Below are 15,929 nucleotides of genomic sequence, written 5' to 3' on the forward strand. Positions count from 1 at the left end.
CGACCCGGCGGGCGGTGCCGCCTCACCCGCGGCGGACGGACCCCTCCGGGGCGGCGGCGTCCGCGCCCGCCGGGTCGAGCAGCTCCGCGAGGCGGCGGGCGGAGGCCTCCCAGGACCACTGCGCCCGGACCCAGCGCCGTCCCGCCGCCCCCATCCGGGCGCGGTCGGCCGCCGGGGCGCCGAGGATGCGGGTGACCGCGTCCGCGACGGCGGCCGGACTCCGGCCGTCGACGACGGCGCCGGTGACCCCGTCGAGGACGGCGTCGGGCGCGCCGCCGGACCGGCCGGCGACCACCGGCAGCCCGGCGGCCGCCGCCTCCAGGAAGACGATGCCCAGGCCCTCCGCCTCCAGACCGGCCCGCCGGGTGCGGCACGGCATCGCGAAGACGTCCGCCGCCGCGTAGTAGGCGGGTGTCGCCGCGTGCTCCCGGCCGCCGGCGAAGACCACCGAGCCGGGCTCGGTGTGGTGCCGGGCGAGGGCGCGCAGCCGCCGTTCGTCCGGGCCCCGGCCGACCAGGACCAGGACGGCCCCCGGCACCGTCCGCCGGATCAGCGGGAGGGCCCGGATCAGGGCGTCCTGACCCTTGCGGGGGACCAGCCGGGCCACGCAGAGGATCATCGGCGCGCCGGTGTCCGGGGCGCCCGCCGCGCCCGCGCCCGCCGGCCGGAAGCGCTCCGCGTCCACACCCGGCACGAGCCGTTCCAGCCGGGCCCGGGGCCCGAGCGCGGGGGCGATCCGCGCCCGGGTGTACTCGCCGAGGTAGGTGACCACGTCGACGTGGTCACCGATCCGCCGGAGCAGTCGGCGGGCCCCGGGGGTGCGGGCCCACCAGATCTCGTGGCCGTGCGTGGTGGCGACCGTGCGGGCGATCCCGGGGGCCTGCCGCCGGAGCCCGGGCGTCATCGCGGCGAGCGGGGCGGCGGCGCCGAACCAGACCCGGTCGCACCCGTGCGCGCGGGCGATCTCGGCGGCCCGCCGGGTGACCCTGGCGGTCGGCAGCAGCGTCCGGGACCGGTCGCGGATCACCGGGAAGGGGAGGGCCGCGTCGTGAGCGGCGGCGCCGGGCTCGTCCGAGGTGAGGACGACGACCTCGTCGGCGGGCAGACGGGTGGCCAGGGCGTGGACGAAGGTTTCGATGCCGCCCTGCCGGGGCGGGAAGTCATTGGTGACGATGAGTGTGCCGGCCATGGGGTCGGTGCAACCTCGGTTCGGGGATCGGTGAGCGGATCGGTTCGGGGATCGGTTCGGGGATCGGTGAGCGCGTCGGCGAGGGCGCCGGTGCGGGGAGCGGTGCGGGCCTGCGAGCGGGCCCAGAGGGCGAGCAGGAGCGGTAGCGCCAGGTAGCCGAACCGCCCGGCGGGTGCGAGCAGGAAGGCCACGCAGAGCCCGAGGGCGAGCCGGTCGGCGGCGCCGACGGCGTCCCGGGGCGGGCGCAGCACCAGCGAGGCGGCGACGGCCAGCCCGCCGAGCAGCAGCAGCGTCACCGCGGCGTACCAGCCGGCCGGGCCGAGGTCCCCGAGCAGCCGGCCGGGCAGCGGGCTGCCCGCCGGGGTGGGCAGCGGGCCGCGTCCGGTGGGGAAGGCGAACACCTGGTGGAACATCGGGCCGGGCGAGCGCAGCGCCCCCGGCAGGACGAGGACGGCCGTGCCCGCCAGTGCGACCACCGTGGCGCGCAGCGCCGCCCGCCGGCCGGCCGTGGCGGCGAGCAGGGCCGCGACGACCGCGACCGCGGGCCAGGCCGTCCACTTGAGCGCGCAGGCCGCGGCGAGCGCCAGCCCGGCGGCGCCGGGGCGGCCCCGGGCGGCCAGGGCGAGGGCCAGGCAGCAGAGGCCGGTCATCGGCAGGTCCACGCCGCTCACACAGAGCGGCAGCGCGACCAGCGGCGAGGCGGTGAGCGCCGCGAGCGCGGGCCGGTGCCGGCGGCCGGCCGCGAACAGGCAGCCCAGGAACGCGGCGGCGCACCAGAGCCGGGCGTCCCCGAGCAGTCGGGCCGGCCACTCCTGTGCGCCCAGCACCGCGCGGGGCAGCCCGAACAGCGCCATGCCGGGCAGGTACGGCGTGTACTCGGAGACCGTGTGCGGATCGGCCAGGTAGGGGGTGCCGTGCCGGAGCAGCAGTTCCGCGGACCGCTCGATGACGGCGACCTCGCTCTGCCCCTGACCGGTCAGTACCAGCCGCAGCAGCGGCAGGGCCAGGGCCCCGAGCAGGGCCACCGCCACGGACCAGGAGCGGGCCCGCCGCCCCGGCAGCACGAGTACGGCAACGGCCGCCGCCAGATAGCCCGTTGCGGCGATGGCGCCCCAACTGCGGTGCGGCCCGAGCCCGGAGACGAGCGGGAAGGCCGCCGCCCAGCCGGCTGCGGTCAGCCAGCCGGCGCACCACGGTGCCCGCCGGTCGAACCACCCGGCCCGGTAGGTGAGTTGGGCTCTCCTGGGTCGGTGGTGGTCCCGGTCGCGGTGGTCGCGTCTGCCTCGGTGATTCAGCACCCCTTCATTCCAGCGGCGCAGTACGGCCGGGTCATGACGGCCAGGTCGAGACCTGGGGTCGGGTTTCCCCTACCTTCCTCGCCCGCCCACCTTCGCCCTGACGTTCGGTGACGGCGGAAACACGTTCGGTGGCGAAGCTCGCTATCGTGGTCCCGTGGTGAGGTCGTGGGATGCCGCGGTGGAGCGGGCGCAGGAGCGGTTGGCGGCGGTGCCCCGGCTGCGGACGGTGGACGGCGGGGACGGGCGGCGGTTCGAGCTCTGGGACGTGGCGTCCCGCGCCGAGGGCGAGCTGGGCGAGCGGGTGGACCCGGACGCCCTGACCCCGGAGGCCGAGCGCGGGCTGCGCGAGCGGCTCGGCGAGAGCGGCCGGGAGTGGCCCGACGGCGGGCTCTACCGCCGCCGCTACTGGGTGCACGGCCCGGACGGCCGGGACGGTCCGCCGGTCGGCACGGTGGCGGTCGACAACTGGACCAGGGGACCGGGCCAACTGGCCGTCTCCTCGCTCTACCTGCGCCCCGGCGCGCGCGGCCGCGGCCACGCCGCGGCCGTGCTTGACGAGGTGTACCGGGCGGCCGCGGCCGAGGGGATGCCCGGCTTCCGCCTGGACGCACACTGGACCTGGCAGCACGCCGTCCGCTACTACCTGCGGCGCGGACTCTGGGTGGTCTCCTGGAAGCACGCCCTCGGCCTCGCCCGGATGCCGCAGCTGCCGGCCTACCGGGTGCGCGAGGAGGACGACCGGCTGCTCCTGCTGGTCTCCGACGCCCGCCACGGCTGGGTGCCGCTGCTCGCCGCCGGGCGGGAGGGCCGGTGGCTGCGCCTGGACGAGACGGCCGCCTACCGGCAGAGCGACGGGTGGGTGCACGACTTCGCCCGCTCGACGCTCGCCCTGCACCTCGCGCTGGCGGGCCGGCCGCTGGTGCGCGGTCCGCAGTGGTGGGCGGAGGCCTGGCGCTGGTCCGACACCGGCGAGCCGGAGGGCCTCGCGTACAAGATCGAGCACTTCGAGCGGCTCGCGCGGGACGCCGGCCGGCGCGTCGTCTCCCCCTACCGGCCGGAGGGCGCCGGGCCGGAGCGGCCGGTCCTGCGGGAGTCGGACCGGGCCCCGCAGCTGCCCGGCCCGGCCGGCCGGCTGCCGAGCACCGCCCCGCAGGGGCCGTGACGGCGCCGCCACCACCGTTCGCGGACGGCCGCGCACACCCGCGGCCGGACGGCTGGGAGACTCGGGGGATGGCTGAGATCGAGATCGACGGCGCGCCTGCCGACCCCGGGCAGCTCGCCGCCCTGGGGCTGCTGAACTACGGGCACTTCACCACCCTGCGGGTGGAGTCCGGCCGGGTGCGCGGACTGGCCCTGCACCTGGACCGCCTGGTCCGGGACTGCCGGACGGTGTTCGGCGCCGAGCTGGACCGGGAGCTGGTCCGGCAGCGGATCCGCCGGGTGCTCCCGGCGGACGGCGCTCCGGTGATCGTCCGGGTCACCGTGTTCGATCCGGCGCTCGGGCTGGAGCGCCCGGCCGCGCCCGCCCTGCCCCGGCTGCTGGTGACCACCCGCCCGGCCCCGGCCGCGGCGCCCGGGCCGCTGCGGGTGCGCACCGCCGCGTACCGGCGCGAGCTGCCCGAGGTGAAGCACGTCGGCCTGTTCGGTCTGGTCGGGCTGCGCCGGCAGGCCCAACTCGACGGCTACGACGATGCCTTGCTGACCGGGGAGGACGGCCGGATCACCGAGGGGGCCACCTGGAACGTCGGCTTCCACGACGGCCGGCAGGTGGTCTGGCCGGAGGGCCCCGCGCTGCCCGGTGTCACCGCCGCGCTGCTCGCCGCCGCGCACCCCGGCCCGCAGCGGCGCGAGCGCGTCGACCCGGCCGGCCTGGACCGGTTCGTGGCGGCCTTCGCGGTCAACGCGGGTGTCGGCGTCCGGCCGATCGCCGCGATCGACGGGACGGCGTTCGACCCCGCCCACCCCGTCCTCGCGCCGCTGTGCGCGGCGTACTGGCGGATCGAGGGCGACCTGCTCTGAGCCGGGCCCCACCGGTCCGGTCCGCAGCGCTCCTCCGGTCCCGAGAGCCCCGAAAGAACTCCGGGGCTCCGGGCCGGGGGGCAAGGCGGGGGGAACGGGGTGGGGATAACCCCCCGGTCCGTCCGCCAGCGGCCTCCATGGTTCGGAGCACCCGCCCTTCCTAGGCTGGAACACGTCGACGACCAGCGACGATTCCCGAAGGAAGGCCCCTCCATGGCACGCCGCCAGCACCCCCAGACCGAGCCGTACGGCCGCCCCGGCGCCCACGCAGCGATCGAGCTGCGGGCGGTACGGCGCAGCTACGGCCGCGGCGGCGACGTCGTGCACGCCCTGCGCGGGATCGACCTGTCGCTGGACCGGGGCAGCTTCACCGCGGTGATGGGGCCGTCCGGCTCCGGCAAGAGCACCTTCCTGCAGTGCGCGGCCGGCCTGGACCGCCCGGACGGCGGCGAGGTCTACCTCGGCGGCGAGGAGATCACCCGGCTGAGCGAGAACCGGCTCACCAAGCTGCGCCGCAGCCGGATCGGCTTCATCTTCCAGTCCTTCAACCTGCTGCCCTCGCTGACGGTCCAGCAGAACGTGCTGCTCCCGCAGCGCCTCGCCGGTGAGCGCCAGGACCGTGCCCGGGCGCGGGAGTTGCTCGCCCAGGTCGGTCTCGGCGAGCACGCCGGCCGGCGTCCCGGCCAGCTCTCCGGCGGCCAGCAGCAGCGGGTGGCGATCGCCCGCGCGCTGATCACCGACCCGGACGTGGTCTTCGCCGACGAGCCGACCGGCGCGCTGGACACCCGCACCGCGCACGAGGTGCTCGGCCTGCTGCGCCGCGCCGTGGACACCATGGGCGCGACCGTGGTCATGGTCACCCACGACCCGGTGGCGGCCTCCTTCGCGGACCGCGCCGTGTTCCTCGCCGACGGCGCGTTCGCCGGCGAGCTGTACCACCCGGACCCGAACGCCGTCGCCGACCGCATGGTCACGCTGGCGGCGCGCCCGGTCGGAGCGGCGGCATGAGCAACGGACTCGCGCGCGCCTCGGTGCGCTTCCGGCCGGCCTCCTTCGTCGGCACCTTCCTGGCCCTGCTGCTCGGCGCGGCCATCGTGACGGCCTGCGGCACGCTGCTGCAGACCGGCCTCACCGCGAGCGTGCCGCCGAGCCGCTACGCCGCCGCCCCGGTGCTGGTCGCGCCGGACGCGGCCGTCGAGATCACCGTCAAGACCGGCGGGGACGAGGACGTCGAGAGCCTGCCCGTCCCCGAGCGGGCCCGGGTCGACGCGGCGCTGGCCGGGCGGATCGCGGCCCAGCCCGGTGTCGCGGCCGCCCGGCCGGACACCGCCTTCCCGATCCCGGCCGGCTCCGCCCCCGGCGTGCCCGGTCTGACCGGCCGGGGCATCGCCGCCCTCGGCATCGCCGGAGCGGGCGAGAAGCTGGTCGAGGGCCGTGCGCCCGGCGCGGGCGAGGTCGTGCTGGACGTCGACACCGCGCACGCCGCCCACCTCGCGCCGGGCGCCACCCTCGCGCTGACCGGGCCCGGTGGCGCCGGCACCTACCGGATCTCCGGCCTCGCCGCCTCCCCGGGGGCGGGCCCGCAGCAGCCGGCCGCCACCGCGTGGTTCGCCGACCAGGTCGCCGACCGGATCTCCGGCCACCCGGGCCGGGTCGACGCGATCGCCGTCGTCCCCCGCGACGGCGTCACCGCCAAGACCCTCGCCGCCCAGGTCCGCCAGGCCGTCGGCGGCGACGCCGAGGTGCTCACCGGCGACGCCCGCGGCGCCGTCGAGCAGCCGCTGCTCGCCGAGAGCCGGACCATGCTCACCGCCCTCGGCGGTTCCTTCGGCGGCATCGCCACCATGACCGCGGTGTTCGTCGTGATGAGCACCGTCGCCCTGGCGACCGGCCAGCGGGCCCGGGAGTTCGCCCTGCTGCGCGCCATCGGCGCCACCCCGCGCCAGATCCGCCGCACCATCGCCACCGAGGCGGTGCTGGTGGCACCGATCGCCGGCGCCCTCGGCATCCTCCCCGGCCTCGCGCTGGCCCGCTGGTGGTTCGGCGAGCTGGCCGACCGCGGCGCCGTCCCGGCGGCCGTGTCGCTGGACGTCGGCCCGATCCCGATGCTCGCCGCCGTGGCGACCTGCACGATCGCCGCGCTGACCGCCGGCTTCTTCGCCTCCCGCCGCCCGTCCCGGCTGCGGCCCAGCCAGGCCCTCGGCGCGGCGGCGGTCGAGGCCGGCCGCCCCGGCACGGTCCGGACCGTGGTCGGGCTGCTCTTCGCCGCCGGGGGTGTCTCGCTCGCCGCCGTCGCGGCCGGCCTGGACGGCTCGAAGGCCGCCAACACCGCCCTGGGCGTGGTGATGTGCTTCCTGATGGCCGTCGCCCTGCTCGGTCCCTGGGTGGCCGGGGTCGCCGCCGGGGTGTTCGGTCTCCCGCTGCGGGCCGGGGCCGGCGCGCCCGGTTCGCTCGCCGTCGACAACACCCGGGCCAACGCCCGCCGGCTGGCCTCCGCGATCACGCCGATCGTCATGGTCACCGCCTTCTGCGGCACCCTGCTCTTCATGCAGAGCACCATCACCCACGTCACCGGTGAGCAGGTGCGCACCGGCATCACCGCCGACCACGTGGTCGGCTCGACCGGCCCCGGCCTGCCCGCCGGCAGCGCCGACCGCGCCGCCAAGGTGCCCGGCGTGGACGCCGCCGTCGGTGTGCTGCGCACCAGCACGGTGTACCGCGACGGCAGCATGCTCGGCACCGCCAACACGCTCGGCATCAGCGGCGACCCGGCGAAGCTCCCCGCGGTGCTCGACCTCGGGGTGAAGAGCGGCTCGCTGGCCGAGCTCGCCCGTTCGGCCGACACCGTCGCCCTGGACGCCGGTCTGGCCGACGCCCTCGGCGTCACGGTCGGCGACCGCGCCCCGCTCTGGCTCGGTGACGGCACCCCGGTCAAGCCCACCGTGGTCGCCACCTACGAGCGCGGCCTCGGCTTCGGCCAGGTGCTGATGCCCCGGGCGGCCGTCGCGGAGCACGTCACCGCCGGCTACGACAGCCAGCTGCTGGTCGCGGACGCCTCCGGTGCCGACCGGGCCGCCGTCGCCGCCGCGCTGGGCAACCTCTCCGGCGCCGGTGCGACCACCGTCGCCGACCGGGCCGGCTTCGTCGCCCAGGCCGACAAGGCCCAGGAGATCGGTGCCTGGGCGAACGCCGTGATGGCCGGTGTGCTGGGCGGCTTCGCCGCCGTCACCGCCGCCAACACCCTGGCGATGACGGTGCTGGACCGCCGTCGGGAGGTGGCGCTGCTCCGCCTGGCCGGGACGACCCGCCGTCAGGTGCGCGGCATGATGCGCTGGGAGGCGCTGCTGGTCGCCGCGACCGGGCTGGCGGTCGGTGCGGTGATCGCCTGGGTCACCCTGCTGCCGATCACCCGGGGCATCACCGGCTCGGCGCCGCACATCCCGGTCGGCCTCGCGCTGCCGCTGGCCGCCGGAGCGGTGCTGCTCTGCCTCGGCTCGACCGGCCTGCCGGCCCGACTCCTGCTGCGGGCCCACCCGGTGGCGGCGGGTGGGGGCCGACAGTAGCGCGGACCCCTGGGGGATCCTGACGGCGGGACGGGCGGTGCGCGAGGGTGGCGCACCGCCCGTTCGGGTGGGCCGGGGAGTGGGGGTGTGGGCCTCGGGGCGGCCTCGGGGTGGCCTCGGGGTGGCGGGACGGGCGGTGCGCGCGGGTGGCGTACCGCCCGTTCGGGTGAGGGCTCCGGCCCAGGCGGGCGCAACGGGGTGGTGATCGACCTGCCCCCGGTTCGGCGCCACGGATCCGGGAGCCCGGTCGGTTACGGTGTCGGCCGCGCCGTCCGGGGCCGAGCCGCCTCCGGGGGCGTTTCCCGTTCCCCCCTCCGCCAGGCCCGCCGGGCCGCTTCCCGTACCCGTTCCGCACCGGTTCCGCAGCCGTTCCCTCCGTCGTTCCGCAGCCCCTTCGCATCCTTCCGCACCGGTTCCCGCCTCACGGCCGAGCAGAGAGAAGCCCACCCATGAGCAGTCCTCCCGTGGCCCCCGCGCCCCGTCGGCCGCTGATCCTGCTGCGGGCGAGCGCCACCGCGCTGGCCGCGCTGGCCGTCCTGCAGACCGTGCTGGCCGGCAGCTACCTCAACGGCCACTACGAGTCGCTCGCGCTGCACGAGGCCGCCGCGCGGGCGGTGCTCGTCGCGGCGTGCTGCCAGCTCGTGGCCGGGGCGCTGGTCCGGCGGCCCGGCCGTGACCGGCGCGGCCCGCGCGGGCCGTTGTGGCTCTCGGTGCTCCTGGTGGCGACGGTGACCCTGCAGACCGCCGTCGGCTACAACCGCGCGATCGGGGTGCACGTGGTGCTCGGTGTGCTGCTGGTCGGCGGCATCCTGGCCGGCCTGGTCGGTGCCTGGCGGCTGCCGCTGCCGGCCCGCACCGGCGCCGCCGCGGCCGACCCCGAGGGCGCCGGCCGGCTGCCCCGCCCGGGCGGACCGGTGGAGGTCGCCCAGTGAACCGCCGCCGCTTCCTGGGCATCGGCGCGGCCGTGGTCGGCACCGGCGGGATCGGGGCCTTCGCCCTCCCCTCGGCCACCCGACTGCTGGCCGAGGCCCGGCCGGGCCGGCTGCTGCTCAGCGCGATGGAGCCGCCCGCCCCGTTCCAGGTGCCGCTCCCGGTGCCGCCCGTGCTGCAACCGGTCCGTACCGACGGCACCACCGACTACTACGAGATCACCCAGCGGAGCGCGCGGCTGGAGATCCTGCCCGGCCTGCGGACCGAGGCCTGGACGTACGGCGGCAGCTTCCCCGGCCCGACCTTCGCCGTGCGGGCCGGGCGGCAGAGCGTGGTCCGCCACCGCAACGAGCTGCCGGTGCCCTCGGTGGTCCACCTGCACGGCGGCCACACCCCGGCGGACAGCGACGGCTACCCGACCGACCTGCTGCTGCCGGTCGGGGGCGGCGGTGCCCGGGGCGCCCAGGACATGGCCGGGATGGCGGGTATGCCGGGGATGGAGCACCACCCGGCCGACCCGGCCGCCGCCCGGACCGCCGACGGCGAGCGCACCTACACCTATCCGAACCACCAGCGCGCGGCCACGCTCTGGTACCACGACCACCGGATGGGCTTCACCGGCCCCGCCGTCTGGCGCGGCCTGGCCGGCTTCCACCTCGTCCACGACGACGAGGAGGACGCGCTGCCGCTGCCGCGCGGCGAACGCGACGTCCCGCTGATGCTCGCCGACCGCTCCTTCGCCGAGGACGGCTCCTTCCAGTACCCGGCCACCGATGCCGCGCTGGCCGTCCCCGGCGTCACCGACGACTACATGAACGGCGTCCTCGGCGACGTCATCCTGGTCAACGGCGCCCCCTGGCCCCGGCTCGCGGTGGACCGCGCCCGCTACCGGCTGCGCGTGCTGAACGCCTCCAACGCCCGCCTCTACCGCCTCGAACTCGATCCGCAGCCCTCCGGCGGCGACGCGCTGGTGCAGATCGGCGGCGACGGCGGCCTGCTGGAGGCCCCGCTGGCGCACGACGCGCTGGAGATCGCCCCGGCCGAACGCTTCGACCTGGTGGTCGACTTCGCCCGCTACCCGCCGGGGACGTCGGTCCGCCTGATGAACCGGTTCGGCACCGACCGGGACGCCGAGGTGATGGTGTTCGACGTGTCCTCGCGGACCGTCACCGACGACTCGGCCGTGCCCGAGCGGCTCTGCACCCTCGAACGGCTCGATCCGGCCGCCGCCGTGACCACCCGGACCTTCGGCTTCCGCCGCAGCCGCAACGACGGCTGGACGATCAACAACCAGCCCTACCAGCCGGGCCGTTCGCTGGCCCGGCCCGCCCTCGGCACCGTCGAGAAGTGGCGCTTCTTCACCGACGTCCACCACCCCGTCCACCTGCACCTGGACCCCTTCCAGGTGCTCTCGCGCAACGGCGCCGAACCCGGCCGCTACGACGCGGGCTGGAAGGACACCGTGGACCTGCGGCCGGCCGAGTCGGTGGAGATCCTGGTCCGCTTCACGGACTACCCGGGGACGTACATGCTGCACTGCCACAACCTGGAGCACGAGGACATGGCGATGATGGCGGACTTCGTCGTGGAGTAGCGCGCCGGCCGGGCCGGTGGCCACCGCTCCGTCCCCTCACCCGTTCGGCCGCGCGCCGGCGGGCGGTCGCCCCGCCCGCCGGCGCCTCGACGTGCCGGGCCCCCGCGGTTGACCTAGCGTCGCGGGAGGGGCACCGGCCCTGTCGTCCGACCGAGGAGCGCGCGCATGACCAGTCCTGCCGAACGCCGCCGGCGCGGCCGGGCCGCCCGCGAACGGGTCTCGCGCTCGGCCCACGGCCGCTGGATCCCCGCGGCCGACCGGCCCGACCCGATCGCCGTGCTGGAGCGGCAGGGGGCGGACCGGGTCGCCGAGCTGCTGCCGATCCGCTACGGCCGGATGGCCGATTCGGCCTTCGCCTTCCTGCGCGGCGCGGCCGCCGTGCTGGCCGCCGACCTCGCGGCCGTCCCCGACACCGGCATCACCGTCCAGCTCTGCGGTGACGCCCACCTGGCGAACTTCGGCATGTACGCCTCGCCGGAGCGGGCGCTGCTCTTCGGCCTGAACGACTTCGACGAGACCTACCCCGGCCCGTTCGAGTGGGACGTCAAACGGCTCGCCGCGAGCGCCGCCGTCGCGGCCCGCGACAACGGCAACGACGAGGCGCACGTCCGCCGCGCCGCGCTGACCGCCGCGCTCGGCTACGCCACCGCGATGCGGCGGCTGGCGGCGATGGGCGAACTCGACGTCTGGTACGCCCGGATCGACACCGAGGACCTCCTCCCGCTGATCAGCAGGTCCAAGCGCCGCAAGCGGGTCGAGGCCGGTATGGCGCACGCCCGGCGCCGCACCAGCCTGCAGGCCTTCGGCAAGCTCACCGAGGAACGGGACGGCCAGCGCCACATCATCAGCGAGCCGCCGCTGATCCAGCCGCTGACGAAGAACGAGTTCGGTGCCGTCGGGCAGATCTTCAGCGACTACCGGGCCACCCTCAGCGAGGACCGCCGCGTCCTGCTCGACCGGTTCCAGTTCGTCGACGCGGCGCGCAAGGTGGTCGGCGTCGGCAGTGTCGGGACCCGCTGCTACATCATCCTGCTGGAGGGGCGCGACGCCCGGGACCCGCTCTTCCTCCAGGTCAAGGAGGCCACCCGGTCGGTCCTGGAGGACCACCTGCCCGCCGGCAGCCGGGTCGACGCCGAGGTGACCGGTACCCACGGCGGCCGCCGGGTGGTGGTCGGCCAGCACCTGATGCAGGCCGTCAGCGACATCTTCCTCGGCTGGACCACCGGCCCGGCCGGCCGCCACTACTACGGGCGCCAACTGCGGGACATGAAGGGTTCGGTGGAGATCGCCGACATGACGAGGTCCGGTCTGCGGGACTACGCGGACCTCTGCGGCCGCGCGCTGGCCCGCGCCCACGCCCGCTCCGGCGACCGGCTCGCCATCGCCGGCTACCTGGGCTCGTCGGACACCTTCGCGGAGGCGATCGCCGACTTCGCCGTCAGTTACGCCGACCGGACCGAGGCCGACCACGCCGCCCTGCTGTCCGCGATCGACGACCGGGTGATCACGGCGAAGCGGGGGATCTGACCCGGGCCGCCCCGTCCTCCAGGCAGGACTGTCACGCCAGTTCGGGCAGCGGTGCGGCGAGCCGTCGCAGTTGGTCGCGCTGGTCGGCGAGGTCGACCGCGCCCGGGCGGACGACGACGACATGGCGGGCACCCGCGTCCCGGTACCGGGCGAGGCCGGCCACGACGTCCTCCGGCGTGCCGGTCACGAGCGCCTGGGTCCGCTCCAACTCCTCCAGCGGCAGGCCGGTCGGCCCGTGCGTAGGCGTCGGGCGCCAGGCGGCCGGCGGCCACGTCCTCGTCCACGCGGACCGAGACGAAGAGGGCGGGGGTGATCGCGTCCGGGTCACGGCCCGCCCCGGCCGCCGCCTTCCGCACGTCCAGCAGCCCGGACCGGTAGTCGGCGGGGTCCGGCGGGTACGGCAGCCGGCCGTCGTAGCACCGCCCGGTGCGGGCGAGGGCCGCCGCAGTGGGCGCAGGCGGCCGGGCGACGGGGTCGGGCGCCACCCGGTCGGCGGGGGTGCGGACCCCGCCGGTCGACGGGTTGGCGGGGGACTGAGGCCCGTCGAAGGTCGGGGTCGGCGCGTCCCTGTGGCATCAACTCGCCTCTCCAGTTGGTGAGTTGAGGGTCCGTCCTGGTGTCGGTGGGGCATGTGCATGACTTCGACAAGATGATTCCTCGTCAGTAACATGACCGGCGCGGCCGTGCGAGCCGCCTCCCTGCCTCCACTGATCACGGGCGGTCGTGTCCTCGTCCGCCGCTCCGAAAGAGTCCTGTTGAAGAGTTCCCTCGGCATGGCGGTCCGCCCTGCCCTCGTCTCACTGGTGCTGCTCGGTGTCGCCGCGTGCGGGCCGACCTCGGGCGACCAGCCGGGCTCCCCGACGGCCGACGCGACCGGCGGTGCCCCGGTCGCCGCCTCGGCCTCCGGTGCCGGCCACCCGGTCGCCGCCGTCACCCCGACCGGTTCGCCGCAGGCCCGGGCCGCCACCCCGGCCGGCGCGCCCACCGCCTCCGGGCGTCCCGCCGCCGCCACCCTGCCGGTGGCGGCGGCGCAGCCGGGCGCGCAGCAGGCCGCCGTCGGCGTGCCCGGTGCGGACGGCACGGCCGTCTCCCCGGCGGCCCGGAACCTCCAGCTCACCGCGTACGACCCGGCCGCCGGTACGGCGGTCCTGGCGGCCGCGGGGCCGTCGGCACCCTCGGCGGGTCCGTCGGCGAGCCCGTCCGCCGGTTCGTCCGCGGGCCCCTCCGCGAGCCCGTCCGCGAGCCCGTTCGCGAGCCCCTCGCCGGGGTCGACGGCCGCGGTCGAGGCCGTCCGGCCCGGTCAGCTGATCGCCAGCCCGCCGACGGCCGCCGCGCCGCAGGGCGCCCTGGTCGCCGTCACGGCCGTCCGTTCGGCGAGCGGCGGGTCGGTCTCCCTGGCGACCCGGCCCGCGACACTGACCGAACTGCTCGGCGGGGCCGAGGCGGACGGCAAGGTGGCCGTCGACCCCCAGGCGATCAAGGTGACGCCCCTGGTCAAGGACGTCAAGGCGACCGCCAGCCGGGAGAACGGCGCCACCACGGCCGACGCGTCCGGCACGCTGGAGGTCGACGTCAAGGCGCCGATCCCGCTCCCGGAGGGGCTGAGCGCCGACGCCTCCGGCTCCCTCCAGCTCCACCCCGCCGTGCACTTCGCCTACCACGGTGCCGGCGTGGGCAGTCCGCGCACCGCGTCGATCGGCTTCGACCTGGGCGCCCACGCCCAGTGGAAGGTCACCGGTGACTTCGCCCGAGACACCGGCGCCGCACCGATCCGGGTGCCCTTCGCCAAGCTCCAGGCCAGCCCGGTCATCACGGTGGCCGGCCTGCCGGTCGTGGTGAACCTCGGGCTCACCTGCTACCTGGAGGTCAGCGCCGACGGCCAGGTCCACCTGGAGGCCGAACAGGAGGTCACCGGTACCTGGGCGGTGCACGCCGACTACGCCGGCGGGCGCGGCTGGACCTCGTCCACCGACGCCGCCGACACCAAGGTCTCCCCGGTCCACGTGCGGCTGACCGGCAAGGCGGCCGCCCGGGCCGCGCTGGGCGCCGAGGTGAGCGTCGGCCTGTACGACACGGTCGGCGTCGAGGCCACCGTGGCCCCGTACCTGCGGGCCCGGGCCGACGGCTCGCTCACCGTGGACGTCCCGGGCGGCGCGCCCCGACTCCAGGGCAGCTGGGCCCTGCTGGGCGGGGTCGACCTGAACGGCGCGCTGCTCGCCCATCTGAAGGTCTTCGGCACCCCGATCATCGAGGGCAAGCTCCCGCTGCCGCCGTTCCACCGCGAGTGGCCGCTGGTGTCCGGTGCGCTCCCCTCGCCGGCCCCGAAGGGCTGAGCCGTCATCCGTACCGCGGACCCTGGGCCGAATCGGCCCGGGGTCCGCGGCGTGCGAGGGGTCAGGCGCCGTCGTCGTCCTCCGTCGCGGCCTCCTTCCCGGCGCCCGCGGGCGCGACGCCGCTGAAGTTGTTGGCGGGCAGGAGGTAGTCGAAGCTGCCCGAGGAGGTGTGCGCACCGCCGGCGGGGCAGACGCCGTTGGTCGGGTTCCCGTTGAACCAGAGGCCGAAGCACTTGCCGCAGTACCGCCAGTTGGACTGTCCGAGGATGGCCACGGAGCTTCCTTTCCGGACGACTTCCCCGGGTCGGAGGAAGAGCGTCCCGTGGGGGGCATGCGTCCATGGTTCGGTGCCCGGAGTCCCGGACACATGAGGCAGGTGTCCCCTGTGCGGCAGGGACCTCCCGGACGACGCGTCAGTGGGCTGTGCGACAGTGGCCCGCATGCTGGCGATCGAGGTGCAGACGGAGAACGGGGAGCGGCACCTTCGGGTGACCGCCGAGGCGCTGGCCGCGCTGGTGCGCCGGATCGGCGGGCCAGGCGACCGCTTCCTGGTGGTGGAGCGGATTGCCGGCCCCGCCGAGGTGTTCGTCCAGGTCTGGCACGAGGCCGGTGGCGACTACACCCTGGAGCACCGCGAGGGCTCGAACGACCGCCATTTCCGGGTGCTGCTCGACGACCCCGGTCCGGTGATCGCCGCGATGACGGGCTGGGCCCGCCGGGCGGACGGCTGGGATACCGGCCTGGCCTGGCGGCGGCTCGACCTGACACCGGCGCCCGAGACGCCGGCGCCGCCGCTGGAGCTGCCCGACGACGACCGCAGGCAGCTGGAGGACCGCCTCCGTCAGAGCCTGGCCGGCGGTTACGCGACCCGGGCCGAACTCGCCGAACTGGCGGAGGACTACCTGGTCAAGGGTGACCGGCGACCGGTCTCGCCCGCGCAGGCCCGGGCCCTGGTCGACCGGATGTGGCGCGAGCGGGCCGAGGAGCAGGCCGGCTGGGAGGGCGAGACGGACGCCGACCGGCTCACCCGTGCCTTCGCGGCACTGGAGGCGGCCGGCATCACGGCCCGCGAGAACTTCACCTGCTGCCACTCCTGCGGGCAGGCCGAGATCGCCGGCGCGGGCTCGCCGGACGCCCGGGGCTTCGTCTACTTCCACTCCCAGAGCACCGACGCGGCCGCCGCCGGCCACGGGCTGTCGCTGTACTACGGGGGCTTCGACGACTCGGCCGAGACCACCGCCGCCGTCGGCCGTGAGGTGGTGGCCGCCCTGGCGGTGGCCGGCCTGCCGGCGGACTGGGACGGCGACCCCGCCAGTGCCGTCGAGGTGCGACCGCTGGACTGGCGCCGGCGGCTCGTCGGCTGACCGCGCGCACCCGTTCCTCGGGACCGGCCGGATGACGCCCGTTCCCGGGCCCGGCACGTGGACATCCGGGCGAGGTGACGGGAGGATCGGCGCATGACAGCTGACGGACCGT

General features: G+C 76.6%; 13 protein-coding genes. 9 read left to right on the plus strand and 4 right to left on the minus strand.

The features are described from left to right. Nucleotides 1-22: 22 nt before the first annotated feature. The gene (locus OG618_RS28040; protein ID WP_329492317.1) at nt 23-1,138 is read right to left on the minus strand and encodes a glycosyltransferase family 4 protein; all 1,116 of its coding nucleotides are present in this window, start codon (nt 1,136-1,138) and stop codon (nt 23-25) included. Next, complete coding sequence (locus tag OG618_RS28045; RefSeq protein WP_329490320.1) at nt 1,024-2,487, minus strand: glycosyltransferase 87 family protein; 1,464 nt, start codon at nt 2,485-2,487, stop codon at nt 1,024-1,026. Before OG618_RS28045 ends, OG618_RS28040 begins: the two co-directional genes overlap by 115 nt. Before the next feature lie 154 nt (nt 2,488-2,641). Here OG618_RS28045 and OG618_RS28050 point away from each other — a divergent pair, with 154 nt between their 5' ends. From OG618_RS28050 to OG618_RS28080, 7 genes are all read left to right on the plus strand, one after another. Further along, entirely contained in the window at nt 2,642-3,649 is a 1,008-nt protein-coding gene (locus OG618_RS28050; protein WP_329490321.1) for a GNAT family N-acetyltransferase, read from the plus strand. A 68-nt stretch (nt 3,650-3,717) separates the two neighbouring features. Next, on the plus strand, nt 3,718-4,506 hold the full coding sequence (locus OG618_RS28055; protein WP_329490322.1) for an aminotransferase class IV: 789 nt from the start codon (nt 3,718-3,720) through the stop codon (nt 4,504-4,506). A gap of 213 nt (nt 4,507-4,719) precedes the next feature. Continuing rightward, complete coding sequence (locus OG618_RS28060) at nt 4,720-5,514, plus strand: ABC transporter ATP-binding protein (protein ID WP_329490323.1); 795 nt, start codon at nt 4,720-4,722, stop codon at nt 5,512-5,514. After that, nucleotides 5,511-8,069, plus strand: a complete 2,559-nt coding sequence (locus OG618_RS28065; protein WP_329490324.1) for an FtsX-like permease family protein — start codon at nt 5,511-5,513, stop codon at nt 8,067-8,069. Before OG618_RS28060 ends, OG618_RS28065 begins: the two co-directional genes overlap by 4 nt. Before the next feature lie 449 nt (nt 8,070-8,518). Next, entirely contained in the window at nt 8,519-9,001 is a 483-nt protein-coding gene (locus tag OG618_RS28070) for a hypothetical protein (protein WP_329490325.1), read from the plus strand. After that, nucleotides 8,998-10,593: a multicopper oxidase family protein gene (locus tag OG618_RS28075; protein WP_329490326.1), complete on the plus strand. Its 1,596-nt coding sequence runs from the start codon at nt 8,998-9,000 to the stop codon at nt 10,591-10,593. The genes OG618_RS28070 and OG618_RS28075 overlap by 4 nt, the downstream gene beginning before the upstream one ends. A 165-nt stretch (nt 10,594-10,758) precedes the next feature. Then, the gene (locus tag OG618_RS28080) at nt 10,759-12,120 is read left to right on the plus strand and encodes a DUF2252 domain-containing protein (protein ID WP_329490327.1); all 1,362 of its coding nucleotides are present in this window, start codon (nt 10,759-10,761) and stop codon (nt 12,118-12,120) included. 31 nt (nt 12,121-12,151) lie between these two features. On the opposite strand, the gene OG618_RS28085 is transcribed toward OG618_RS28080, so the two are convergent. Beyond that, nucleotides 12,152-12,307 carry a hypothetical protein gene (locus OG618_RS28085; RefSeq protein ID WP_329490328.1) on the minus strand — a complete coding sequence of 52 codons (156 nt, stop codon included), beginning with the start codon at nt 12,305-12,307 and terminating at the stop codon, nt 12,152-12,154. 568 nt (nt 12,308-12,875) lie between these two features. On the opposite strand from OG618_RS28085, the gene OG618_RS28090 reads away from it, so the two are divergent. Next, nucleotides 12,876-14,453 (plus strand): hypothetical protein, encoded by a 1,578-nt coding sequence (locus OG618_RS28090; RefSeq protein WP_329490329.1) that lies wholly within the window; start codon nt 12,876-12,878, stop codon nt 14,451-14,453. Nucleotides 14,454-14,514: 61 nt separating this feature from the next. Here OG618_RS28090 and OG618_RS28095 read toward each other — a convergent pair whose 3' ends face one another. Beyond that, nucleotides 14,515-14,727: a hypothetical protein gene (locus OG618_RS28095; RefSeq protein WP_329490330.1), complete on the minus strand. Its 213-nt coding sequence runs from the start codon at nt 14,725-14,727 to the stop codon at nt 14,515-14,517. A 166-nt stretch (nt 14,728-14,893) separates the two neighbouring features. Between OG618_RS28095 and OG618_RS28100 the strand changes: the two genes are divergently transcribed. Beyond that, a complete protein-coding gene (locus OG618_RS28100) occupies nt 14,894-15,817 on the plus strand; it encodes a DUF6891 domain-containing protein (RefSeq protein WP_329490331.1) in 924 nt (307 codons plus the stop codon). Nucleotides 15,818-15,929: the final 112 nt, after the last annotated feature.

This window comes from Kitasatospora sp. NBC_01246 (assembly GCF_036226505.1).
GTDB lineage: Bacteria > Actinomycetota > Actinomycetes > Streptomycetales > Streptomycetaceae > Kitasatospora.

What these genes read in the sequence shown, in the direction of transcription:
- OG618_RS28055 (WP_329490322.1), top strand. Translation starts at nt 3,718, where the DNA reads ATGGCTGAGATCGAGATCGACGGCGCGCCTGCCGACCCCGGGCAGCTC.
- OG618_RS28060 (WP_329490323.1), top strand. Translation starts at nt 4,720, where the DNA reads ATGGCACGCCGCCAGCACCCCCAGACCGAGCCGTACGGCCGCCCCGGC.
- OG618_RS28065 (WP_329490324.1), top strand. Translation starts at nt 5,511, where the DNA reads ATGAGCAACGGACTCGCGCGCGCCTCGGTGCGCTTCCGGCCGGCCTCC.
- OG618_RS28070 (WP_329490325.1), top strand. Translation starts at nt 8,519, where the DNA reads ATGAGCAGTCCTCCCGTGGCCCCCGCGCCCCGTCGGCCGCTGATCCTG.
- OG618_RS28080 (WP_329490327.1), top strand. Translation starts at nt 10,759, where the DNA reads ATGACCAGTCCTGCCGAACGCCGCCGGCGCGGCCGGGCCGCCCGCGAA.
- OG618_RS28100 (WP_329490331.1), top strand. Translation starts at nt 14,894, where the DNA reads ATGCTGGCGATCGAGGTGCAGACGGAGAACGGGGAGCGGCACCTTCGG.